General features: G+C 70.2%; 24 protein-coding genes. 5 read left to right on the top strand and 19 right to left on the bottom strand.

Features of this window, described 5'->3' with window-relative positions; translation table 11 throughout:
* Nucleotides 1-17 precede the first annotated feature (17 nt).
* From ACIA5G_RS26615 to ACIA5G_RS26605, 3 genes are all read right to left on the bottom strand, one after another.
* Complete coding sequence (locus ACIA5G_RS26615) at nt 18-1,643, bottom strand: penicillin-binding transpeptidase domain-containing protein (protein WP_395927753.1); 1,626 nt, start codon at nt 1,641-1,643, stop codon at nt 18-20.
* A 76-nt stretch (nt 1,644-1,719) separates the two neighbouring features.
* Entirely contained in the window at nt 1,720-4,887 is a 3,168-nt protein-coding gene (gene ileS / locus ACIA5G_RS26610) for an isoleucine--tRNA ligase (RefSeq protein ID WP_395927751.1), read from the bottom strand.
* A gap of 239 nt (nt 4,888-5,126) precedes the next feature.
* Nucleotides 5,127-6,464: an MFS transporter gene (locus ACIA5G_RS26605; RefSeq protein WP_395927749.1), complete on the bottom strand. Its 1,338-nt coding sequence runs from the start codon at nt 6,462-6,464 to the stop codon at nt 5,127-5,129.
* A gap of 64 nt (nt 6,465-6,528) precedes the next feature.
* On the opposite strand from ACIA5G_RS26605, the gene ACIA5G_RS26600 reads away from it, so the two are divergent.
* On the top strand, nt 6,529-7,272 hold the full coding sequence (locus tag ACIA5G_RS26600; protein ID WP_395927747.1) for an ArsR/SmtB family transcription factor: 744 nt from the start codon (nt 6,529-6,531) through the stop codon (nt 7,270-7,272).
* Here ACIA5G_RS26600 and ACIA5G_RS26595 read toward each other — a convergent pair.
* The 11 genes from ACIA5G_RS26595 to ACIA5G_RS26545 form a co-directional block, all read right to left on the bottom strand.
* Nucleotides 7,269-7,865, bottom strand: a complete 597-nt coding sequence (locus ACIA5G_RS26595; RefSeq protein ID WP_395927745.1) for a hypothetical protein — start codon at nt 7,863-7,865, stop codon at nt 7,269-7,271. The two genes, ACIA5G_RS26600 and ACIA5G_RS26595, sit on opposite strands and share 4 nt — an antisense overlap.
* A 138-nt stretch (nt 7,866-8,003) precedes the next feature.
* Nucleotides 8,004-8,849: a DivIVA domain-containing protein gene (locus tag ACIA5G_RS26590; protein ID WP_395927743.1), complete on the bottom strand. Its 846-nt coding sequence runs from the start codon at nt 8,847-8,849 to the stop codon at nt 8,004-8,006.
* A gap of 52 nt (nt 8,850-8,901) precedes the next feature.
* The gene (locus ACIA5G_RS26585; protein WP_072477845.1) at nt 8,902-9,177 is read right to left on the bottom strand and encodes a YggT family protein; all 276 of its coding nucleotides are present in this window, start codon (nt 9,175-9,177) and stop codon (nt 8,902-8,904) included.
* Between the two features lie 115 nt (nt 9,178-9,292).
* Nucleotides 9,293-9,889 (bottom strand): cell division protein SepF, encoded by a 597-nt coding sequence (locus ACIA5G_RS26580; RefSeq protein ID WP_395927741.1) that lies wholly within the window; start codon nt 9,887-9,889, stop codon nt 9,293-9,295.
* A 97-nt stretch (nt 9,890-9,986) separates the two neighbouring features.
* Nucleotides 9,987-10,715, bottom strand: a complete 729-nt coding sequence (locus ACIA5G_RS26575) for a YggS family pyridoxal phosphate-dependent enzyme (protein WP_395927739.1) — start codon at nt 10,713-10,715, stop codon at nt 9,987-9,989.
* The gene (pgeF, locus tag ACIA5G_RS26570) at nt 10,712-11,416 is read right to left on the bottom strand and encodes a peptidoglycan editing factor PgeF (protein ID WP_395927737.1); all 705 of its coding nucleotides are present in this window, start codon (nt 11,414-11,416) and stop codon (nt 10,712-10,714) included. Before pgeF ends, ACIA5G_RS26575 begins: the two co-directional genes overlap by 4 nt.
* Before the next feature lie 77 nt (nt 11,417-11,493).
* Nucleotides 11,494-12,798 carry a cell division protein FtsZ gene (ftsZ, locus tag ACIA5G_RS26565; protein WP_395927735.1) on the bottom strand — a complete coding sequence of 435 codons (1,305 nt, stop codon included), beginning with the start codon at nt 12,796-12,798 and terminating at the stop codon, nt 11,494-11,496.
* Nucleotides 12,799-13,040: 242 nt separating this feature from the next.
* A complete protein-coding gene (locus ACIA5G_RS26560; protein WP_395928030.1) occupies nt 13,041-13,793 on the bottom strand; it encodes an anti-sigma factor domain-containing protein in 753 nt (250 codons plus the stop codon).
* An 11-nt stretch (nt 13,794-13,804) separates the two neighbouring features.
* Nucleotides 13,805-14,413: an ECF RNA polymerase sigma factor SigK gene (gene sigK, locus ACIA5G_RS26555; RefSeq protein WP_395927733.1), complete on the bottom strand. Its 609-nt coding sequence runs from the start codon at nt 14,411-14,413 to the stop codon at nt 13,805-13,807.
* A complete protein-coding gene (locus ACIA5G_RS26550; RefSeq protein ID WP_395928028.1) occupies nt 14,406-15,140 on the bottom strand; it encodes a DUF1365 domain-containing protein in 735 nt (244 codons plus the stop codon). The genes sigK and ACIA5G_RS26550 overlap by 8 nt, the downstream gene beginning before the upstream one ends.
* Nucleotides 15,134-16,402 (bottom strand): NAD(P)/FAD-dependent oxidoreductase, encoded by a 1,269-nt coding sequence (locus ACIA5G_RS26545; protein ID WP_395927731.1) that lies wholly within the window; start codon nt 16,400-16,402, stop codon nt 15,134-15,136. The genes ACIA5G_RS26550 and ACIA5G_RS26545 overlap by 7 nt, the downstream gene beginning before the upstream one ends.
* 82 nt (nt 16,403-16,484) lie before the next feature.
* On the opposite strand from ACIA5G_RS26545, the gene ACIA5G_RS26540 reads away from it, so the two are divergent.
* Both ACIA5G_RS26540 and ACIA5G_RS26535 read left to right on the top strand, forming a co-directional pair.
* Nucleotides 16,485-17,756, top strand: coding sequence for a class I SAM-dependent methyltransferase (locus ACIA5G_RS26540; protein ID WP_395927729.1), 1,272 nt, complete (start codon nt 16,485-16,487; stop codon nt 17,754-17,756).
* Nucleotides 17,756-18,526: a DUF1295 domain-containing protein gene (locus tag ACIA5G_RS26535; protein ID WP_395928026.1), complete on the top strand. Its 771-nt coding sequence runs from the start codon at nt 17,756-17,758 to the stop codon at nt 18,524-18,526. Before ACIA5G_RS26540 ends, ACIA5G_RS26535 begins: the two co-directional genes overlap by 1 nt.
* Here ACIA5G_RS26535 and ACIA5G_RS26530 read toward each other — a convergent pair.
* The gene (locus tag ACIA5G_RS26530) at nt 18,513-19,019 is read right to left on the bottom strand and encodes a DinB family protein (RefSeq protein ID WP_395927727.1); all 507 of its coding nucleotides are present in this window, start codon (nt 19,017-19,019) and stop codon (nt 18,513-18,515) included. The genes ACIA5G_RS26535 and ACIA5G_RS26530 overlap by 14 nt on opposite strands.
* 80 nt (nt 19,020-19,099) lie before the next feature.
* Here ACIA5G_RS26530 and ACIA5G_RS26525 point away from each other — a divergent pair, with 80 nt between their 5' ends.
* Nucleotides 19,100-19,558, top strand: coding sequence for a MarR family winged helix-turn-helix transcriptional regulator (locus tag ACIA5G_RS26525; RefSeq protein ID WP_395927725.1), 459 nt, complete (start codon nt 19,100-19,102; stop codon nt 19,556-19,558).
* Nucleotides 19,545-19,979, top strand: a complete 435-nt coding sequence (locus ACIA5G_RS26520; protein ID WP_395927723.1) for an OsmC family peroxiredoxin — start codon at nt 19,545-19,547, stop codon at nt 19,977-19,979. The genes ACIA5G_RS26525 and ACIA5G_RS26520 overlap by 14 nt, the downstream gene beginning before the upstream one ends.
* A gap of 510 nt (nt 19,980-20,489) precedes the next feature.
* Here the strand turns inward: ACIA5G_RS26520 and ACIA5G_RS26515 are convergent.
* From ACIA5G_RS26515 to ACIA5G_RS26500, 4 genes are all read right to left on the bottom strand, one after another.
* Nucleotides 20,490-21,368, bottom strand: coding sequence for a helix-turn-helix domain-containing protein (locus ACIA5G_RS26515; protein WP_395927721.1), 879 nt, complete (start codon nt 21,366-21,368; stop codon nt 20,490-20,492).
* A complete protein-coding gene (locus tag ACIA5G_RS26510; protein ID WP_395927719.1) occupies nt 21,313-21,831 on the bottom strand; it encodes a DUF6879 family protein in 519 nt (172 codons plus the stop codon). The genes ACIA5G_RS26515 and ACIA5G_RS26510 overlap by 56 nt, the downstream gene beginning before the upstream one ends.
* Nucleotides 21,815-22,009 carry a hypothetical protein gene (locus tag ACIA5G_RS26505; protein ID WP_395927717.1) on the bottom strand — a complete coding sequence of 65 codons (195 nt, stop codon included), beginning with the start codon at nt 22,007-22,009 and terminating at the stop codon, nt 21,815-21,817. The genes ACIA5G_RS26510 and ACIA5G_RS26505 overlap by 17 nt, the downstream gene beginning before the upstream one ends.
* A gap of 76 nt (nt 22,010-22,085) precedes the next feature.
* Nucleotides 22,086-22,628: a CGNR zinc finger domain-containing protein gene (locus ACIA5G_RS26500; RefSeq protein WP_395927715.1), complete on the bottom strand. Its 543-nt coding sequence runs from the start codon at nt 22,626-22,628 to the stop codon at nt 22,086-22,088.
* Nucleotides 22,629-22,676: the final 48 nt, after the last annotated feature.

The raw sequence follows: 22,676 nt of genomic DNA, 5'->3' as shown, positions 1-22,676 counted from the left end.
CCCTCCGGGTACGGGGGTCAGAGGGACTTGAGGAACTTGGCGGCCAGGGTGACGGCCGGGCCCGAGTCGTTCGAGTCCTCCAGGACCACGGCGAAGGCGACGGTGCCGCGGTAGCCGACGAACCAGCCGGTGGCGTTCGCGCCGTCGCCGAACTGCGCGGTGCCCGTCTTGCCGAAGACGGTCCCGGCGCCCGCCGCGGCACGGCCGGTGCCGCTGGTGACGACCGCACGCATCATCGTCCGCACCTGGCCGAGCACCGACGCGGGCGGCGGCGAGTAACCCTTGACGACCGTGGTCTCCAGGTCGTGCCACAGCCGCGGCGTGATCGCCTTGCCGGACGCGACCGTGGCGGCCATCAGCGCGCCGCCGAGGCAGCTCGCCTGGATCTTCCCCTGGCCGAACCCGTCCTCGACCTGCTCGTCCTTGCTCGCCGCGGGCTCGACCTTGCCCAGCTCGGTCTTGACGCCGGGGATCTCGTAGTCGGCGTTGAGGCCCAGCTCGTCGGCCGCCTTCTGCAGCCCGTTGGCCGGCAGCGCCAGCGCGAGCTGCCCGAACGTCGTGTTGCAGGACCGCGCGAACGCCGTCTGCAGGTTCGTCGCGCCCAGCTCGAAATCCTCGTTCTTGACCGTGCGGGTGCCGATCGTCGCGACACCGGGGCAGTCGACCGGCGAGGTCGCGGTGAGGCCGCTCTGCTGGACGGCGGCGACCGAAGTCGCGATCTTGAACGACGAACCCGGCTCGTACAGCCCGTTGAGGGCCTTCGGGGTGTTCCCGGCGGCGGAGTTCTGCGCGACGGCGAGGATGTCACCCGACCCGGTGTCGAGGGCGACCAGCATGGCCGAGCCCTGGTAGCTGTTCACCGCGGCCTGCGCCGAGTTCTGCGCGGCCAGGCTGAGGCTCGACGTCAGCGCCTTCGCCCCTTCGGCCGACGCCTTCCCGAACAGCGTCTCCACGCTCTTCCCGCTGGTGTCGACCCGCTCGACGGCGAAGCCGCTGCCGGCCGCCGCCGTGACCTGCCCGGTGAGCGCCGAACGCAGCAGCGGCGCCGGGTCGCCGTCGACCGGTCGCAGCCCGCCGGGCCCGCTGATCAGCAACGGCTTTCCGTCGCGGTCGGCCACGGCCGTCGAGTCCTGCACGGCCGTGCTGACCACCAGCCGCTGGCCGGCCTCCAGCTTCGGGTGCAGCAGCGACGGCGCCCAGCGCACGAGCCACTTCCCGCCGGCCTGCGCGAGCTGGAACGGGACGTCGTAGGTCCAGACCTGGCCCGCCTTCAGCGCCCACGACATGCTGAACGTCCCGCCGGTCAGCTTCGCCCCGGCCGGGGTCGGCTGCAGGACGGTCAGCTTGGCCGTCAGCGACGACGGGTTCAGCGTGTTCCGCGCGTCCCGCAGGGCCACCGCGGCCGCCGGGGCGGCGTCGGTCAGCCGGCTCGCCGCGTCGGGGTTGTTCTCGGACACGTCCTGCAGGTACTCGGTGATCGCCGACTGCGGATCGATCGCGCCCGGGCTCTCGACGCTCGTGGCCCCGGCTTCCGCGGTCGGTGTCGCGTCCCCGCCGTTCAGCACGAAGAACGCCGCCACCACGACCACGACGACCAGCAGCGCGCCGCCGATCAGGATGCCCCGTCTCTTGGCAGGACTCATTCCGCGTACCCCTCCCCCAAGGAACACCACCGCCGTGGGTGGCCAGCCGATCCTAGTGGCCACCCACGACAGCTTGTCAGGCTTTTTCGACCGAAACCGTCACCTTCGTGCCGTCGCCGACCGTGCCCGCGAAACCCTCGGCCACCGGACCGTGGGTCACCGACGTCGCCAGCGTCTCCGACGCCAGGAACTCCTGGTGCGTCCGAGCCGCTTCGACGACGTCGGCCGGAGCGTCGACGGTCAGCGCGATCCGGTCGGCGACGTCGAGACCGGCGTCGCGACGCGCCTGCTGCACCACCCGGACCAGGTCGCGGACCAGGCCCTCGGCCGCCAGCTCCGGCGTCACCTCGGTGTTGATCAGGACGAGCCCGGACCCACCGGGCAGCTCGGCCGCCGCGCCGCCACCCTTGGCGACCAGCCGGCGCTCGAACTCGCCCTCCTGCAGCGAGATCCCGGCCGCGACGACGGTGTCACCCTGCAGCGACCAGTCGCCCGCCTTGACCGCCTTGATCACGGTCTGGACGTCCTTGCCCAGGCGCGGGCCGGCGGCGCGGGCGTTCACCGCGACCTCGAACCCGCCGTGCGCGGCGACGTCGGTGGTCAGCTCGACCGCCTTGACGTTCACCTCGTCCCGCAGGATGTCGGCGAACGGCGCCATCAGCTCGGCATCACCGGCCGCCACGACCAGCGAAGCCAGCGGCAGCCGCACCCGCAGCTTGTTCGCCTTGCGCAGCGACAGCGCCGACGACGCCACCTGCCGCACCCGGTCCATCGCGGTGACCAGCGCGGCGTCCGCGGGCAGGTCGAGCGCGTTCGGCCAGTCGGCCAGGTGCACCGAGCGGCCGCCGGTGAGGCCGCGCCAGACGACCTCGGTGGTCAGCGGCAGCAGCGGCGCCGTCACCCGCGAAGTCACCTCCAGCACGGTGTGCAGCGTGTCGATCGCGTCCTGGTCGCCGGCCCAGAAGCGGTCCCGCGAGCGCCGCACGTACCAGTTCGTGAGGACCTCGAGGAAGTCCCGCACGGTCTGGCACGCACCGGCGACGTCGTAGTGGTCCATCGCGTACTCGACGTCGGTGACCAGCTCGTGCGTCTTCGCGAGCACGTACCGGTCGAGCACGTTCCGCGAATCCGTGCGCCACTTGCCTTCCACGCCTTCGGCGTTCGCGTAGAGCGCGAGGAAGTAGTACGAGTTCCACAGCGGCAGCACGGCCTGGCGGACGGCGTCGCGGATGCCCTTGTCGGTGACGACCAGGTTGCCGCCGCGCAGGATCGGGCTCGCCATCAGGTACCAGCGCATGGCGTCGGAGCCGTCGCGCTCGAAGACCTCGTTGACGTCCGGGTAGTTGCGCAGCGACTTGGACATCTTCGCGCCGTCGGAGCCCAGCACGATGCCGTGCGCGACGCAGGCGCGGAACGCCGGCCGGTCGAACAGCGCCGTCGCGAGCACGTGCAGCAGGTAGAACCAGCCGCGGGTCTGCCCGATGTACTCGACGATGAAGTCGCTCGGGTAGTGGTGCTCGAACCACTCGGCGTTCTCGAACGGGTAGTGCACCTGGGCGTAGGGCATCGAGCCGGAGTCGAACCAGACGTCGAGGACGTCCGGGACGCGGCGCATGGTGGAGTTCCCGGTCGGGTCGTCCGGGTTCGGCCGGGTCAGCTCGTCGATGTAGGGCCGGTGCAGGTTGTCCAGCCGCACGCCGAAGTCGGCCTCCAGCTCGTCGAGCGAGCCGTAGACGTCGGTGCGCGGGTACGCCGGGTCGTCGGACTGCCACACCGGGATCGGCGTGCCGAAGTACCGGTTGCGGGAGATCGACCAGTCGATGGCGTTCTCCAGCCACTTCCCGAACTGGCCGTCCTTGACGTTGTCCGGGTACCAGGTGATCTGCTGGTTCAGCTCGACCATCCGGTCCTTGAACTGCGTCACCGCGACGAACCACGACGAGACCGCGCGGTAGATCAGCGGGTTCCGGCAGCGCCAGCAGTGCGGGTAGGAGTGGTCGTAGGTCTCGTGCCGCAGCAGCACGGAACCCTGCTGCCCGGCCGAACCGGTGCCGTTCTTGAGGTCGCGGACGATGTTCGGGTTGGCGTCGAAGACCTGCTGGCCCTCGTAGTCGGGCACGGTCGCGTCGAACTTGCCGTGCGCGTCGACCGGCGTGACCGGCGGGATGCCGGCCGCGTCGGTGACCACCTTGTCGTCGGCGCCGTAAGCGGGCGCGATGTGGACGATCCCGGTGCCGTCGTCGGTGGTGACGTAGTCGGCGGCCAGGACGCGGTGCGCGTTCTCGGTGCCGGTGAAGTACGGGAACGGGGGTGCGTAACGGGTTCCGAGCAGCTGCTCACCCGTGTAGCGCGCGACGACCGTCGGCTCTTCGCCGAGCTCACGCTCGTACGCGGCAACCCGCGCTTCGGCGAGCAGGAACCGCTTGCCCGGGAAGCTTTCGCTCTCGACGACGACGTACTGCACCTCGGGGTGCACCGCCGTGGCGAGGTTCGACGGGAGCGTCCACGGCGTCGTCGTCCAGATCAGCAGGTAGGTGCCGTCGAGCTCGTTGTCGTTGTCCTGCAACCGGAAGCCGACGGTGACGGCCGGGTCCTGGCGGTTGCGGTAGACGTCGGCGTCCATGCCCAGCTCGTGGTTGGACAGCGGCGTCGCGTCCCGCCAGCAGTACGGCAGGACGCGGTAGCCCTCGTAGACGAGTCCCTTGTCCCACAGGCGTTTGAACGCCCACAGCACCGACTCCATGTAGGTGACGTCGAGGGTCTTGTAGTCGTTGTCGAAGTCGACCCAGCGCGCCTGGCGGGTGACGTACTCGCGCCACTCGTCGGTGTAGCGCAGCACGGACTCCTGCGAAGCCGCGTTGAACTTCGCGATGCCCATCTCTTCGATCTCGGACGTCTCGGTGATGCCGAGCTGGCGCATCGCCTCGAGCTCGGCGGGCAGGCCGTGGGTGTCCCAGCCGAAGCGGCGCTCGACCTTGCGGCCCTTCATCGTCTGGTAGCGCGGCACCAGGTCCTTGACGTACCCGGTGAGCAGGTGGCCGTAGTGCGGCAGGCCGTTGGCGAACGGCGGGCCGTCGTAGAAGACGTACTCGTTGTCGCCGTTTTCGCCGGCGGGGCGCGCGTCGATGGATGCCTGGAACGTCCGGTCCGTCTCCCAGTAGGCGAGGACCTGCTTCTCCAGCTCGGGGAAGGACGGCTGCGACGGCACTCCTGCGCCGTCGTCCAGCTTGGCCTGGGGGTACATCCGGGTGCTCCTCGGTTCGTCGCTCTCGTACGGACGACCGGGTTCCCGGTCACCCACACGGGGACGAGACGCCTTCCGGCGTTCCGCGGTACCACCCCGCTTGCCCGGCAGAGTGCACCGGGCCGCTCGTTCGGCGGCTGTCACGGGCCGCACCCGTCCGGTTCTACTGAGAGCGGTGACGCTCGGTTCTTCCGGAGGCTCCCCGGTGATGGCCGGATCAACGCCTTGCTGATACCAGGTTAACCGGCCCGCGCAACCGGGTTGTCACGAGGGGCACGCTTCCGCACGCCCGCCATCGTCACGCCGATCGCCACGAGCCACAGCGCCCCCGCGATGAGGCCCGTCCGGTGCAGGCCGCCGAGGAACCCCGCACCCGGCTCTCCCACGACCGCGCCGAGCACCGCCACGCCGAGCGCACCCCCCGCCTGGCGCGCCGTGTTGTTGACGCCGCCGGCGACGCCGGCCCGCTCGGGCGGGATGCCGCCGACCGCAGCCGTCACGGCCGCCGTGGTCAGCAGGCCCATCCCGACACCGAGGCCAAGCAGCGTCGGCAGCAGGGCCGGGTAGCCGCTGTTTTCCTTCAGCAGCAGCAAGTTCAGCATTCCGAGTGTGCCCAGCGCGAGCCCGGCGACCATCAGCGGCCGCGGCCCGAAGCGGGCAGTCAGCCGGCCCGCGACCGGCGCCAGCACCGACAGCGGCCCGAACAGCGGCAGCACCTCGACGCCCGCTTCCAGCGGCCCCGCGTGCCGCACGCCCTGCAGGTACAGCGTCAGCACGAGGACCGACCCGATGCCGACGAAGTTCATCACCGCCGCGACGAAGTTCGGGCTCGACGTCCGGCGCGCGACGTCCAGCGGCAGCATCGGATCCGGCGACCGGCGCTCGACGGCCACGAACACGGCCAGCGCGCCGACGGCGACCGCTCCGGCCACGACGCTTCCGGCGATGACCGCGTAGACCCCGATGCCGAGAGCGGGCGCCGCGGTGGCGGCGCCGGCGACGTCGATCCGCCGGCCGGGCGCGCGGTCGCCGCGCGGCACGAGCCGCCGGGTCGCGAGAACGGCGGCCAGCACCACCGGGACGTTGAGCCAGAACACCGGCCGCCAGCCCACCACTGTGACGATCACGCCGCCGAGCACCGGGCCCGCTGACAGCGCCAGCGCCGACACCCCCGCCCAGATCCCGAGCGCCCGCGCCCGCTCGGCGTGGCCCGGGTAGGCGTTCGTGATCACGGCGAGCGTGCCGGGCAGCAGCAGCGCGGCGCCGAGCCCCTGCCCGGCGCGCGCGGCGACGAGCCACGGCGCCGACCCGGCGAACCCGCACGCCGCCGACGCCGCGCCGAAGATCACGAAGCCCGCGACGACGACCCGGCGGTGGCCGAAGACGTCACCGAGCGCGCCGCCGGTGAGCAGGAGGGCGGCCAGGACGACGGAGTAGCCGTCCACCACCCACTGCAGTGCGACGAGGCCGGCGCCCAGGTCCGCGCCGAGGGCGGGCAGGGCGACGTTGACCACGGTGACGTCCAGCTGCACGAGGAACATGCCGGCGCACATGGTGACGAGGAGAGCGGAGCGCATGTCCCCAGTGGACCGCCGGGACACTTCCGTCGCGGTGGAAGTGTCCCGGGAGCATCCTGGGGACATGGATGGCGACGCCGACATCGCCCGCACCGCCGCGCTGTTCGCGGACCCGGCGCGGGTCCGCGTGCTGCTCGCGCTGGGCGACGGCCGGGCGCTGGCGGCGTCCGTGCTGGCCGCCGAAGCGCGGCTGTCCGCCCAGGGGGTCAGCGCGCACCTGGCAAAACTGCGGGCGGCGGGCCTGGTCGTCGCCGAAAAGTCGGGACGGCACCGGTTCTACCGGCTGGCCGGCCCGGAACCCGCCGAGCTGCTGGAGACGCTGGCGCGGTTCTCCCCGGCCCAGCCGGTGACGTCCCTGCGCGAGGGCACCCGCGCGGAAGCGCTGCGCACGGCCCGGACCTGTTACGACCACCTGGCCGGCCGGCTCGGGGTCGCCGTCACGTCGGCGTTGCTCACGCGGGGTGCGTTGGCGGCGCAGGACGGGGTGACGGGCACCGGTCGCCGGGAGGGCGACCGGATTTCGGCTCCGCTGCGCGAACACCCGTACACGCTGGGTCCTCGTGCGGCGTCGGTGTTCGGTTCGCTGGGCGTGGATCTCGACGCGGCAGCGGCCGGACGCCGTCCGCTGCTGAAGTTCTGTTTGGACTGGAGCGAGCAGCGGCACCACTTGGCGGGGGCGCTCGGCGCGGCCGTCGCGACGCGCTTCGGTGAGGCAGGCTGGGTGCAGCGGCGTGGCAAGACGCATCGGGCCCTGCGTCTGACGCCGGAAGGCGCGCAGGCGTTGCGGACCCACCTCGGCGTTGCCTAGCGGTGCGCGGCCACCAAGGTCGCGTCGGGAGCGCAGCGGTCACACGGCGTGAAGCCGAGTTGACGCGCTTCGCCGATGCCGATCGGGATGCGTTCGCGGCTGCCGAGCCAGACGCAGGTGGTGAGGTGGTAGCGCGGGTGCTCGTCGACCACGACCACTTCGTCCTCGAGGTCGGCCAGGATCGCGATGTCGGCCGCCGAGGTCTCTTCCTCCCCCGGGTCGGATTCGTCGACCTTCTCCGCCGCGGGCGGTTCGTCCGGCACCACGGCTTCGGGGGTGTCGGCCGGGTCACCCAGCTCGCCCGCCGCCGGGATCAGGACGGTCTGTTCGGCTTGCTCCGGTTCCTCCGGAGCCGGTTCGGGCTCACCCTCGGGCTTGGCCTCGGGCTCAGGTTCGGATTCGGCGATCTGGGTGCGTTCGGCCGCGGGAACCGCGGACCGGCGACGACGGCGCAGCCAGTCGGCGACCAGGATCACCCCGGCCAGCACCGACAGGCCGATCGAAACCCACGCCCACAGCGAAGAAGCGGTGATGAGCGCGGAGACGAGCAACCCCAGAGCCGCCAGTACCAGGACCAGCACGATGTAAAGCACGCTGAATTACAGCACGAACCGGGCAAGATCGTCCGTCGACCCGCCCACGTGCGGTACCGGATCGACTCCGAACCGTGGCACCACCGCGCCGGCGTCGCGGAACGACGCCGGCGGGGGGGTGACCTATGAAGAACCGGCTCAGCCTGCCTCGGCCCGCGGGCCGAACGAGTAGCCCTGGCCGCCGCTCGACGAACCGGACGACTGCCCGGAGTTCGAGGACGCCGAGGCCGGTGCGGCCGAGCCGCGGTCGTCGAGCTCGCGCAGCTGGGACTCGAGGAACCCGCGCAACCTCGTGCGGTACTCCCGCTCGATCGTGCGCAGCTCTTCGATCTTCTTGCCCAGCCCGCCCTTCTCGGAGTTCAGGCTGTTCATCGTCTCGGTGTACTTCCGCTGGGACTCGCGCTCCAGCGTGGTCGCCTTGTCGCGCGCCTGGCGCTCCAAGGTCTCCGCCCGGGTCCGCGCGTCGTTCAGCATCGTGTCGACGCGGGTCCGGGCCTCGTTGACCATCGAGTCGGACTTCGCCCGCGCGTCCGAGAGCAGTTGCTCGGACTTGGTGCGGGCCTCGGCCAGCATCCCGTCGGACTCGGTCTTCGCCTCGGCGGTCAGCCGGTCGGCCATCTCCTGGGCGAGCCCGAGGACCTTGGCCGCCTGCACGTTCGGCTCCGTGCTGTCGCCGACCATCGAGTGCGCCTGGGTCTGCTCCATGGCGGACTGCGGCGGCGGCACCGGCGCGAGGCGCCGGGACGGTTCTTCTCGCATCGGGGGCGCCGATTTGGCACTGTCGAGCTCACTACGAGTCGACTCGAGCTCGGCGTCGAGCTGCTCCATCTGCTGGCGCAGCTCGTTGTTGTCCTCGATCAAGCGGGCCAGCTCGGTCTCCACCAGGTCGAGGAACGCGTCCACCTCGTCCTCGTTGTAGCCCCTCTTGCCGATGGGCGGCTTGCTGAACGCGACGTTATGCACGTCAGCGGGGGTCAACGACATCAGATCACCTCACGCACTCCATGGCCTGCAGGGTCCACCCAAGTTTCCCCGATCAACTTGGAGTCGCCAGTTGCATCGCGAAGAACACAACCAACAGCAGCACCATAATCGACAAGTCCAGTCCGACGCCGCCGATCCGAACCATCGGGATGATTCGCCTGAACAGCCGAACCGGCGGGTCCGTCACTGTGTAGATGGTCTCGAGCGTCACCGCAACCCCTCCGGCCGGATGCCACTCACGCGCAAAAGTCCGGACGAGTTCGATCACGATCCGTGCCGTCAGCAGCAGCCAGAAGGCGAACAGCACGTACCAGACGACCAGCCACACAGCTTCCACGTACCTACTCTAACCGGGCGTCCTCGTAGAAGACGCAGTTGAGGGGGTCGACGCGGCATCGGGTCGACAAAATCACGTTTGCTTGCGCCCAGCGGTCAGGGCGACTTTAGCCGCGCAAGAATAATCCACCCTCGGCAATCCGTCGGCGGTCTTCCGCCGTCACGTCCACATCGGGCGGTGAGAGAAGGAACACCTTGTTGGTGACCTTGTCCATCGACCCGCGGAGCGCGAACGCCAGCCCGGCGGCGAAGTCGACGAGCCGCTTGGCGTCGGCGTTCTCCATCTCGGTGAGGTTGATGATCACCGGGATGCCTTCGCGGTAGTGCTCCCCGATCGCCCGTGCCTCCACGTAGCTCGTCGGGTGCAGCGTGGTGATCCGGCTCAGCGGATCACGCATCGGCGGCCGGGCCGGCTCGGTGACCGGGCGCAGGCGCGCCACGGGCTCCGGCTGCCGGTCCATCGCCAGCGCACCGTGGACGGCGGGCTCGGACCCGGCCACGGAGCGTGAACGACTGCGGCTGACGGGCTCGTCGTACGTGTCGTCGACCTCGCGGTACCGTGAGCGCGACGACCGGGGAGCCGGCTCCTCGTAGGAGTCGTACTCGTCGTCGTAGCCTCGCCGGTAGTCGTCTTCGACGTCGTAACCGTCGTCGTCTGCGGGCACCATCCCGAAGTAGGCCTTCAGCTTCTGCAGCGCGCTCATGCCTCTCCCTAGCCCTAGCCGCTCCCGCACCAACGATTCTCCACGCCGTCAGTGCCCCGTACGGACGACCACTAAACGTGACGGCCGCACGAGCTCCCTACGGCGAGGCTAAACCGCGCCCACCGAGCAACGCGGTTCCGACACGCACAGACGTCGAGCCGTGCGTGATCGCCTGCTCGAGATCATGGCTCATCCCGGCGGAGACTTCTGCGGCATTCGGGTGATCTTTGCGGAGCCGCTCACCGGCCAGAGCGAGCCGTTCGAAGGCCGCCGCGGGGTCGGCGCCGAGGGGTGCGACGGCCATCAGACCGCGAAGTCGCAGTTCACCCGTGTGAGTGACACGCTCGGCCAGCGCGCCGAGCTCGCCGAGCGGGCAGCCGCCGCGTTCCGGGTCGTCGTCGAGGCTCGCTTGGATCAGTACATCGAGGGGATCGTCACGTATCTGGGCGTCTCGGGCCGCACGTACCGCCTTCGCGAGCGCGTCGGCGAGGCGGGCCGAATCCAGGGACTGCACTTCCTGCGCCCACTCGACGACGGACCGCGCCTTGTTCCGCTGCAGCCGGCCGACCATGTGCCAGCGCAGCACCGCGTCCGGCCGCAGCGCGGCGACCTCGGCCGCCTTCGGCCCGGCCTCCTGGTCGCGGTTCTCCCCCACGTCGGTGACGCCGAGGTCGGCCAGCAGTGCGGCGTCGGAAGCGGGGAACGTCTTGGTGATCGCGATCAGCTTGACCTCGTCCCGCGCCCGCCCGGCGGCCCGGCACGCGGCGGCGATCCGTTCCTCGACCTCGGCCAGGTTCGCGGCCAGCTCGGCCTTCCGATCGCTCATGCTTCGATCCAAGTGATCCCGGCGAGCCGCCCGGTCGTGCCGTCGCGGCGGTAGCTGAAGAGCGTCTTGTCCTCGTTCGTGCACCGCGGGTCGACGCCGATCTTGCCGACGCCCAGGCCGGCGAGCTGCTGCCAGAGCCCCGCGCGCATGTCGAGGCCCGGGGTGCCCTTCCGGGTTTTGCACGCGCTGCCCGGGACGTGCTTCTCGACGTCGGCGGCCATCGCGGCCGGCACCTCGTAGCAGTCGCCGCAGATCGCCGGGCCGAGCAGCGCCTCGATGCGGCCCACCTCGGCACCGGCTTCCCGCATGGCCTCGACCGCCGCCGGCACGACGCCGACCCGCGTGCCGACGCGCCCGGCGTGCACCGCCGAGACCACGCCGGCCTCGGCGTCCGCCAGCAGGATCGGGACGCAGTCGGCGACCAGCACCACGAGCGCAACCCCCGGGGTCGCGGTCACCAGGGCGTCGGTCGCTTCGGCGGCGCTGGTCTCGGAGCCGTCCACAGTGGTCGCCGTGCGGCCGTGGACCTGCTCCATCCAGGCCAGCTTGTCCTCGGCCAGGCCCAGCTCGCCGGCGAGGCGCTTGCGGTTCGCGTAGACGTTCCCCTCGTCGTCGCCGACGTGGTCGCCCAGGTTGAAGGTGTCGTACGGCGGCCGTGACGCGCCGCCCGCCCTGGTCGTGACCACTCGCCGAACCCGCACGAATCCTCCTGAACGTCGCTGAAGGCCACCGCCCACCGACTCTAGTCAGCGGGCGATGGCCTTCAGTGTGGTGTCTGCTAGCGCCGCATGAACGGCGGCACGTCGACCTCGTCGTCCGACGGGTCGTCGTGCACCGGCATCGCGCGGCCGGGCAGGCTGCCCTGGGTCGCGTTGGAGCCGATCGGCGAGTAGCCGCGCGAACCGCCGCCGGGCTGCGGGAGCCCACCGGAGTTCTGGCCGGACGCCGAGGGCAGCGGCGAGTGCGACCGCGGCGGCGCGACCGGGTAGCCGGAGCTGCCCGCCGGCGGCACCGGGGTGGCCCCCGACGGTGGCCCCTGCTGGTTCGAAACCTGCCCCGCCGAGGCCGACGCCGTGGTCGAGCCCTGGCGCGAGCCGGAGCCGAAGGTCGACGGGTCGAGCTTCTTGTGGGTCGGCGCGCCGGCGTCGAAGCCGGCCGCGATCACCGTGACGCGGACCTCGTCGCCGAGGGAGTCGTCGATGATCGTGCCGAAGATGATGTTGGCGTCCGGGTGCGCGGACTCCTGCACCAGCGACGCGGCTTCGTTGATTTCGAACAGGCCGAGATCCGAACCACCCGCGATCGAAAGCAGCGCGCCGTGCGCACCATCCATGGAGGCTTCGAGGAGCGGCGAGTTGATCGCCTTCTCCGCCGCCTGGATGGCTCTGCCTTCACCGCGTGCGCTCCCTATACCCATCAGGGCGGAGCCCGCGCCGGACATGACGCTCTTGACGTCGGCGAAGTCGAGGTTGATCAGGCCCGGGGTGGTGATCAGGTCGGTGATGCCCTGGACACCGGACAGCAGCACCTCGTCCGCGGAGCGGAACGCGTCCATCAGCGAGACGCCGATGTCGCCGAGCTGCAGCAGCCGGTCGTTCGGGATCACGATGAGCGTGTCGCACTCGTTGCGCAGCGACTGGATGCCGTCTTCGGCCTGCTTGCCGCGGCGCTTGCCCTCGAAGGTGAACGGGCGCGTCACCACGCCGATGGTCAGCGCGCCCAGCTTGCGGGCGATCTGCGCCACGACCGGCGCGCCGCCGGTACCCGTGCCGCCGCCTTCACCGGCCGTCACGAACACCATGTCGGCGCCCTTGATGACCTCTTCGATCTCTTCCCGGTGGTCCTCGGCGGCCTTCTGGCCGACCTCGGGGGCGGCGCCCGCGCCGAGGCCACGGGTCAGCTCGCGGCCGATGTCCAGCTTGACATCGGCGTCGGACATGAGCAGTGCTTGTGCGTCGGTGTTCACCGCGATGAACTCGACACCCTTGAGGCCGACCTCGATCATGCGGTTCACGGCGTTCACGCCGCCACCGCCGATGCCGACCACCTTGATCACCGCAAGGTAGTTGTGCGGGGGCGTCATCGAAGTCCGCCTTCCTGATCGTTGTGCCCGTACAGCCCGCCGGTGAGTGATCAACTCTCAACCTAAACCCCAGATTGAGAGTTATGTCAACCGCCGACGTTAGGCAGGACGGTAGGCACCAGGCAGGCTCTAATCCAGTAGGCACGCCGTGTGTCGCAAAGGTGTTTTGCCACAACACGTTCGAGCGCGCAAGAGCTGGGAGCCGCGAACACCGCCCCGGCCCGATCTGCTATGGCGCAAGATCAGGCCGGCGCCGGCATGCTCATGAGCACCTCCGTGGGCGCCCCGCTGGGCGATCCACCGGCCTGTTCGACACTCACCGCGAGCTTGTCGACGGACCCCACGCCGTCGGCCACGACCAGGCCACCGGCGTCGGTCGAGGCGATCACCCCGGCCGAGCGCGGCGCGTTCCCGCCGGTGATCAGCCAGGCCTCGTACACCTTGCCGCCCGGCTGCACCGGCAGCCCGGCGTCCATCACCATCACGCGGTTCAGGGACTTCGACACGATGACCGTCACGCCGCCGCCGATGGGCGCGTCGCCGTGGACGGTCTTCGTGTCCGGGGCCGCGAGCAGCGCCGCCACCGGCTCGTACCGCTGCCTCGCCTGGTCCAGCCGGCTCTGCGCGGTCTGGAGCTGCTCCTGCTGGGTCAGCGCGATCCCGCCGAACACACCGCCCGCGGCGAGGCCGATGACGGCGGCCGCGGCCGTCACGACGACCGCCCAGCGCGGCGCCCGCGCCGAGCGGCGGTGCCGTTCGGTGACGGGCCGGGTCCGCGGCGGCAGCTGGCGGGTGGCGTGCATGGCGGCCATGACGCGGTCCTTGAACTCCGGCGGCGGCTCTTCGGCCATCGCCGCGCCCAGCCGGGCCGCGGTCGCGCGCAGCTCGGCGACCTCCTGCGCGCACGAGTCGCACTGCTCGAGGTGGCGGCTGAACTCCGCCCGCTCGAGGTCGGACACCGCGTCGAGCGCGAACGCGCCCGCCAGGGTGTGCATCTCGGGAGTGCTCACGCGGTCACCCCCAAGCAGTCCCGCAGGCGGATCAAGCCGTCCCGCAGCCGCGTCTTGATGGTTCCTTGCGGCGTCGACAGCACTTCGGCCACCTCGCGATACGTATAGCCCTGGTAGTAGGCGAGCAGCACGGATTCGCGCTGCAGATCGGTCAGGAAGGACAGGCACTTGCGCACCTGGGAGCGTTCGAGCCGGGCGGTGACGGACTCGGCGACCTCGTCGAACGGCCGGCCGCGGGCGGCTTCGAAGGTCGCCTTCTGCTCCCGCTCGGTGCTGGCGCGCGCCGAGCGGACGCGGTCGACGGCCCGGCGGTGCGCCAGGGTCATCGCCCAGTTCAGCGCGGAGCCCTTCTCGGGCGAGTACCGCGTCGCGGTGCGCCACAGTTCGACGAGCACCTCCTGCGCGACCTCTTCGGACTGGGCGGCGTCCCGCACGATCCGCCGCACGAGCCCGAAGATCGGCCCGGAGAACTGGTCGTAGAGCAGCTCGAACGCCCGCTCGTCACCCTTGGCGACGCGCACCATCAGCTCTTCGGCGGTGGGCCCGGCCGGGACCTCGTCCGAGGGCACCGGAGCCAGGGGGCGCGAGCGGGCCGGCTCATCCATGCAGCTGTCCTCCGGCGTTCTGCGGGGTGCGCGGCACGACCGCGGCCTTCCGCAGCCACAGCACGACGCCGTGGCGGCGGATCAGCGCGGACACCCGCTGCGGCAGCAGCGGCCGGGCCAGCACGAGCCGGGCCAGCCACCGCGGGTTCACCGGTCGGCGAACCCCCCGGAGCGTAGCGACCAGCGGCGTCGAGTTCTCGCGGCGCAACGCCACGGTGAGGTCGAGGAGCGCTTCCGGGTGCGGCAGGCGCATCCGGTACTCGCCGTCCATCTCCTGGAACGGCGAAACGTAGAACTCCTTGGCCGTGCGGGCGCGGCCGGCCTCGTCGGGGTGCAGCAGGTAGGCGTGCCGGCCGCCGTAGGTGTTGTGCACCTCGGCGACGACGCACTCCAGGCGCCCCTCGGGGTCGTGGCACCAGTAGACGCTGATCGGGTTGAAGACGTACCCGAGCACCCGCGCGGCGGCCAGCATCACGACCTTGCCGCCCCGCAGGTCGACCCCGCGCTCGGCGAGCCACGAGTCGAGCTTCTCCCGGATCCCCCGCGGATCACTCGCGACGAAGTGGTCGCGGTCGTCGAACCGGGCGAACGGCCGCGACCACCACGGCAGCCGCGGCGGCGCGTCCAGGTCGACCAGCCACAGGTACACGCGGTGCGCGAAGGAGTGCGGCGGGTCGATCCGCCGCACGTGCGCGACCGTGGCGTCGTAGAGCGCGTTCGTCACCAGGCGACCCCGAGGCTTTCGGCGGCGCGGGCCCCCGACGAACAGCCGTCCTCGTGGAAGCCCCAGCCGTGGTAGGCGCCGGCGTAGGCGAGCACGCCGTCGTTCAGCTCGGGCAGTCGTCGTTGCGCGGCAACGGCTTCCGGCGTGTAGACCGGGTGCTCGTAGTGCATCTTCGCGACCAGCGCGTCCGCGCCGGGGCCGTCCCCGGGGTTGAGCGTGACGACGTAGCCGGTCGGCTCGTCCAGCCGCATCAGGCGGTTCATGTCGTAGCTGACCTGGACCGCGCCGGTCGGGGCACCGCACACGGGGGCCCGGTAGTTCCAGCCCGCGCGGGCGTCGGCCAGCGACGGCAGCACGCTGGTGTCGGTGTGCAGCCAGGCTTCGTTCTCGGAGTAGCGGAACGCGCCGAGCACCTCGCGCTCGGCGGCGGTCGGGTTGGCCAGCAGGGCCAGCGCCTGGTCGGCGTGCGTGGCGACGACGACCCGGTCGACCCGGTGCGGCGTGTCGGCGTCGTCGCGGATCTCCACCCCGCGGGCGGTCCGCAGCACCGACCGCACCGGCGTCGACAGGTGCACGGCGGTGAGCTGCTTGGCCGCGCGTTCGACGTATTCGCGGGACCCGCCGACGACGGTCCGCCACGACGGCGAGTTCTTGACGCTCAGCATGCCGTGGTTGCGGAGGAACTCGAACAGGTAGCGCGCCGGGTACCGGAGGGTGTCGCTGCGGTCGGCCGACCAGACCGTCGACACCAGCGGCAGCATGAAGTGGTCGACGAAGTAGCGCGTGTAACCGCCGATGGCGAGGAACGCGCCGAGCGTGACGTCGCCCGCGTCCTTCTCGTCCAGCAGCCGCTTCGCGTGCCGGTGGAACCGCTTCACCTCGGCGAGCATCCGCACGTAGCGCGGCCGGAGGACGTTGCCGCGCTGGGCGAACAGCCCGGGTAGCCCCTTCGCGCCGGCGTACTGCAGGCCGCAGCCGTCGCAGCGGATGCTCATCGACATCTCGGTGTCGCGGGTGCGGACCCCGAGCTCGGCGAACAGCTTCAGCAGCGTCGGGTAGGTGCGCTCGTTGTGGACGATGAAACCCGAGTCCACGCCGATGGTGCCGCCGTGGGCGCTGGGCACGTCGTGGGTGTGCGCGTGCCCGCCGAGCCGGTCGTCGGACTCGAAGAGCAGGACCTCGTGCTTGCGTTGCAGCAGATATGCCGCCGTCAGCCCGGCCACCCCGCTGCCGATGACGGCGATGCGTTCTCCCGTGATCTCCACACCGGTACTTCGCCGCCGCGCCGGATGTGGATTGGATGCAGCCGGCACCAATCCACGACGCAGGAGAGAGCGAATCCCGGACATGCCGAACAGCACCGCGCACCGCCTCGCCTCGTTCGCCGAAAAACTCCTCGGCGGGCAGCTCCCCGTGGGCTTGCGGACCTGGGACGGAACCCGCGTGGGCCCAGTGGACGCGCCCACCGTGGTCCTGCGCAACCGCCGCGCCCTGCGCCGCCTGCTCTACGCACCGGGTGAGCTGGGTCTCGCCCGCGCCTACGTCACCGGTGATCTGGACGTCGAAGGTGATCTCGCCGACGGTTTCCGCCGGATCTGGGCCCTCACCCGCACGGGTGAGATCGATCGAGTGAAGCTCGGGCCGCGCGACTGGGCCGAAGCCGTCTCCCTCGGCGCTCGCCTGGGGGTGGTGGGGCCGCCGCCGAAGCCGCCGGTCGAAGAGGCCCGGCTGTCGGGCAAGCTGCACAGCCTGCTGCGCGACAAGTCCGCCATCGCCCACCACTACGACCTGGGCAACGCCTTCTACCAGCTGCTGCTGGACGAGTCGATGGCCTACTCCAGCGCGTACTTCACCTCCGACGAGCCGGGGTACGGCCTGGCGGAGGCGCAGTCCGACAAGCTGGAGATGATCTGCCGCAAGCTGGGGCTGCGGCCGGGCATGCGGCTGCTCGACGTCGGCTGCGGCTGGGGTTCGCTGCTGGTCCACGCGGCCAAGCACCACGGTGTGCACGCGGTAGGCATCACGCTCTCGGCCGAGCAGCTGCAGCACATCCGCGGCCGGCTCGCCCAGCACGACCTCGAAGACCGCGTCGAGGTGCGCCGGCAGGACTACCGCGAGCTGCCCGACGCGCCGTTCGACGCGGTGGCGTCGATCGAGATGGGCGAGCACGTCGGCGAAGTCAACTACCCCACCTACGCCGCGACGCTGCATCGCATGGTGAAGCCCGGCGGGCGGGTGCTGATCCAGCAGATGTCACGCGGCAACGTCGCGCCCGGCGGTGGCGCGTTCATCGAGCGGTACATCGCCCCCGACATGACCATGCGGCCGGTGGGCCGGACCGTCGAACACCTCGAAACCGCGGGCCTCGAGGTCCGGGACGTGCACGCGATGCGCGAGCACTACGTCTGGACGGTCCGGGCCTGGGCCGACACCCTGGAGGAGAACTGGGCCGACGTCGTCGCGCTGATCGGCGAGACCGGCGCGCGGGTGTGGCGGCTGTACCTGGTCGGCGGGGCATTGGCGTTCGAGGAGAACCGGATGGGTGTGGACCAGATCCTGAGTGTGCGACCGGACGAGCACGGCGTCAGCGGCATGCCGGCGACGCGGGAGTGGAACTGATGCCCCTCGGCGGCACGCTGCTGGTCACCGCCGGCGTCACGCTCGTGGCGACGGTGGTGACCTTCGGGATCGCACGGGCGCGCAAGCGCTACGACACGATCGACACGTTCTGGGGGCTCGGCTTCGCGATCGTCGCGCTGGCCGCGTTCCCCTTCGGTGACGGGCCGCTCCCGCTGCGGCTGGTCGTGACGGCGCTGACCGTGATCTGGGGCGTGCGGCTCTCGCTGCACCTGCACCTGCGCAACCACAAGCTGCCCGAGGACCCGCGGTACGCCCGCATGGGCCAGGGGCCGCTGCGGATGTTCCTCCGGGTGTACCTCTTCCAGGCCGTGGTGCTGTACTTCGTCTCGCTGCCGGTGCAGTTCGCCGGGTACGGCACCGGGTTCGGGGTGCTCGGCTGGCTCGGCGTCCTCGTGTGGGTGATCGGCTTCGGGTTCGAGACGGTCGGCGACGACCAGCTGCGCCGGTTCAAAGCCGACCCGTCGAACAAGGGCAAGGTGCTCGACACGGGGTTATGGCGCTACACGCGGCACCCGAACTACTTCGGCGACGCGTGTGTGTGGTGGGGCCTCTACCTGCTGGCCTGCTCGACGTGGCCGGGTGCGGCGACGATCCTCTCCCCCATCGCGATGACGTTCACGCTGGCTCGAGGAACGGGCAAACCCATGCTGGAGAAGGGCATGGCGAAGACCCGCCCGGCGTACGCGCACTACGTCGAGCGGACCAGCGGCTTCTTCCCGTTGCCGCCCAAGAAGGTCACTCCCCGGTGAGGCCGTCGGTCAGCTCGCGCAGGACGTCGAGGTGGCCGACGTGGCGGGCGGTCTCCTCGATCATGTGCGTGACGACCCAGCGGACGTTGAAGGTCTCCTCCTTGTGCGTCACTTCGTCGTCCAGCTCGTGCTTCGCGACGATCTCGCGGCTGCGGGCGGACTGCTTCTCGTAGTCGGCCAGCAGTTGAGCGAGTGTGGTCTCGGGCGGGACCCGGAACTCGGCATCCGGGTCCTGCTCGAGCTTCGCTTCCCAGACGTCCTCTTCGCCGTCGACGACCACGGCGAACCAGAACCACTCGTTCAGCGTGAGGTGCGCGAGCAGGCCGGCGACGGTCGTCAGCTCGCTCGGCAGGTGGGCTTGGCGAGCTTGCGCTTCGGTGAGCCCTTGGCTCTTCCAGGCGACGGTGGCGCGGTGGTAGTCGAGCAGGGCGGTGAGGATCTCGCGCTCGCCGCCGGTGAGCGGGACCTTCGGGCGCTGCGGTCGTTCGGTCATGGACGGGAGTCTGCCAGGCACCACCGACAAGTTTCCGGATTACCTTGCGCACGATGTAATCGTGGACTAGGTTTACGGACGTGCCGGATGAGTTCCTCTTGGACGAGCAAACCTGCTTCGCGCTCTACGCGGCGTCGCGCGCGGTGACGGACACGTACCGTCCCCTGCTCGGCGAGCTCGGCCTCACGTATCCGCAGTACCTGGTGCTGCTGGTGCTGTGGGAGTCCGACCACCGGCCGGTCAAGGAGATCGGCGAGGCGCTGCACCTGGACTACGGCACGCTTTCCCCGCTGCTCAAGCGGCTTGAGGCCAACGGAGTGGTCACCCGGGCGCGGCTGCCCGAGGACGAACGCACCGTGGTGATCAGCCTGACCGAGGAGGGCCGTTCCTTGCGCACCCGCGCCGCGAGCGTCCCCTCGGCCATCGGCTGCGCACTGGGCCTCGACGACGCTTCGCGGCGAGAACTCATCACAACCCTGCGGCGGCTGACAGCGTCGGCCACCGCGTACTCACATGGAGGCCCTGATGCCCAGCCGTGACGCGACCACCCACTGGGTCGGCGGACTGCAGAACGGAAAGGGCGAGGTCACACTGGACTCGTCCAACGCCGGCACGTTCTCCGTCTCGTTCCCGACCCGAGCGGGCAACCCGGACGGCCAGACCAGCCCCGAAGAGCTCATCGCCGCGGCGCACTCGTCCTGCCTGGCGATGAACCTGTCGGGCGTGCTGGAGTCCCAGAAGATCACCGCGAACTCGATCGACGTCAGCGCAGAGGTAACGCTCGGCCCGGCCGCCGGTGGTGGGTTCGAGATCAGCGGCATCGCGATCACGCTGCGCGCGTCGATCGACGGCGTTTCGGCGGAGCAGTTCGCGGAGTGGGCCGAGACGGCGGAGAAGACGTGCCCGGTGTCGAAGGCCTTGGCGGGCACGACGATCACGCTGGATGCGGCGCTGAACTGAGTGTCTTTCGAACGGCCCCTCGCTTACCGCGGGGGGCCGTTTCAGCGCGCGAACTTGGCGAGGTGCGCAGCCACCCAGGCCTGCCCGAAGTCCGCCAGCACGACCCCGGACCAGTGCCCGGCGATCCGGATGTCGGTCCACAGAGTCATCTTGGGGCCGGCCAGGGTTCCGTGACTGACGTGAACCCGTGAGGCGCCTTCGGTCCAGCAGAAGACGAAGTGCGCGTACATGTACATCCATGCCCGGCGGCCGGATGCGTCCGTCGCTTCCGTTGGCCCTTCGGTTGGATAAGGGGCTTGGTAGAAGACCTGCGTCCGGGTGCCGAAGCGGAATTCTTCCGGGGTGAGTCCTGGGCGCAGCAGCGGGTCAGTCTTCGACAATGGTGATCGTGCCGGTGCCATCGCAGCCGCCGCAGCCCTTTCCTTGACAGTCGCCGCAAGTGCGAGTGATGTTCTTCATTCTCCGAACTTAGAACGAGCAGCCCTCGGTCCGCGATGGTTATTCGCGCAGTCACATCAATTCTGCGGCAACCCTGCACAGAAATCGGATCTCGTCGCCGTTTCTCAAGGCATGGGCTTGGAACAGTTCGAACAGTTCAAGGTGATAGGCGATATCGCGGGGATCACGGAGCACGACCTCACCGGAGAAGAGTTCGGCCGTGACCAGTCGCTCGTCGTAGACGACGAACAGGTTCAGCGGCGTCTCCGGCATCCGGGCCGAGCTCGGCAGGATCGCGATGTCCAGGTTCGGCCTCGCGGCCATGGTGGCGAGATGCTCCACCTGCTCGCGCATCACCGACGGTTCGGCCAGTTGCCAGCGCACCGCCTGTTCGGTCAGCACGAACTCGAACCGGCGCCGCGGATCCTCGAGGACTTGCCGGCTGTCGAGCCGGGCGCGAACCGCTCGCTCGACGTCGTACACCGGCTCGGAACTCACCTTGGGCTGCAGCGCCGAGCGGGCGAAGGCGGCAGTCTGCAGCAATCCGCTCGGAATCGCGGGAAGGAACTGGCGGACGACCGTCGCCGAATCCGAAAGCTTCGCGATCTCCGCTTGTTTGCGCCAGATACCGAGCCGGGCATAGGCGCGCCAAGACGCGTAATCGACGTTGGCCGCCCGAGCGAGCGCCAGCAGCTCGTCGGCCACCGGCAGGGGGACACCGAGCGCACGGACGATCTGCTCCACGTCGATGACCGTCGGCAGCACCTTGCCCGTCTCGATCCGGCTGATCTTCGCTTGGCTCATCGCGCATCGCCCGGCCAGCCGTTCCCCCGACAGCCCGGAGGCGCGCCGCAGCTCTCGCAGCGTCTCAGCCAGGTTCCGGGGAGCACCCTCTTCAGGCTCCAGCATGCCAATCGCGGAATCGCGTGCCGAGCCGGAGTCCGAGATCACGGAGCCGGCGATAATGATCGAGGTCCGGTTGTTCGACGAGTTCTATACCCAGCAAGGCACCGCCGGCATCAAAGTCGAGGTGGATCACCTGCTCGTCGTCGAACAACCAGAAGTCCTGCTCGGTCAGCGGGGACGCAACACCCGACGGCAGATCGACGATCCGGTAGTCCTCACCCGCGGCGACGTTCGCCGGCACGGCCCAGCCCATCACGAACCTGGTGTAGTCGGTGTAGGGCCGCTGGACGAGTTTGACCCGCTGCATGGTTCGCCCACCGGCCGTGACACCACGGACGAACTCGCACCACTCCTCGTTGTACCCGTCCGGCCGGGACGCCCCGGACAAGAACGAATCCAGGTCCTCTTGCTCGTCATCCATGGCGTAGGTCTGCTGGACCTCCATGCGGAAGGCCGACGAACGGAAGGTGTCGAGCTTCGACTCCCACTCGTCATCGGTCAAGCGCACGCCACGCCTCCCTGGCCAGCTCGATCGGCAACTCCACGGCGGATTCACCGGGACCGAGGCTGAGTCCTTCGGCGGTACGCACCAGCTTGCCTTGCACAACGAGGTTCCCGTTGTCCGCGAGATACACCGTAGGGCACGTGCCCTTCGTGCACTCCTCGGCGATCGGCCGTAGCTTCATGACAATCACGGTAATGAGCACACTGGGTGCAAGCAAGGTCACTCAGTGTTCAGTCGCGTGTTCGCATAAGCCTACGTCAGGACGCGGTGACCTTGGCTCGATAAGTCGACTTCTTCGCCTGGTTCCCGCAGATCTCCATCGAGCACCACCGCCGCGTGCCCGGCCTCGACGTGTCCAGGAACAGCGCCCCACACCGAGGACCCGCGCACCGTCGGACTCGCGCAAACTCCGGGGACGTCACCAGATCCAACGCGTCCCGCGCCAGCAAAGCCAGCATCGCCGAAGCCGGGTCCGGTGCCTGCCAGCGCACCTCGCCCGAGGCCGACAACGACGGCGCCGGCACCGGGAGGGCCGCGAACCGGTTCAACCGCTGCCGGGTCGCGGGGCGCAGAGAACCGGTCAGCAACGCATGGATCGCCTCGCGCGCCGCCCGTGCGTCCCCGACGGACGCCGACGTCGGCCGGACAGGAACCGCGTACGGGCCGAACGCGTCGATCCACGCTCCCCACGCCGATGCGTCCGGGAGTTCCTCCTCTTCCGAGGGTGTTCCGCGGTAGCGCAGCGTGCGGATGAAGTCGAGGCACAGCCTGCCCGCTCCCGCGCGGAATCGGTCCGTCATACGGGTCACAGTACGCCGGAACCGGTTTGACTGGTACCGTCGGGAACC

Origin of the sequence: Amycolatopsis sp. NPDC051758 (assembly GCF_044453095.1) — a bacterium.
Lineage (GTDB): Bacteria > Actinomycetota > Actinomycetes > Mycobacteriales > Pseudonocardiaceae > Amycolatopsis.
The sequence above is the reverse complement of the archived record's forward strand: the minus strand, read 5'-3'. Positions and strand labels throughout refer to the sequence as shown.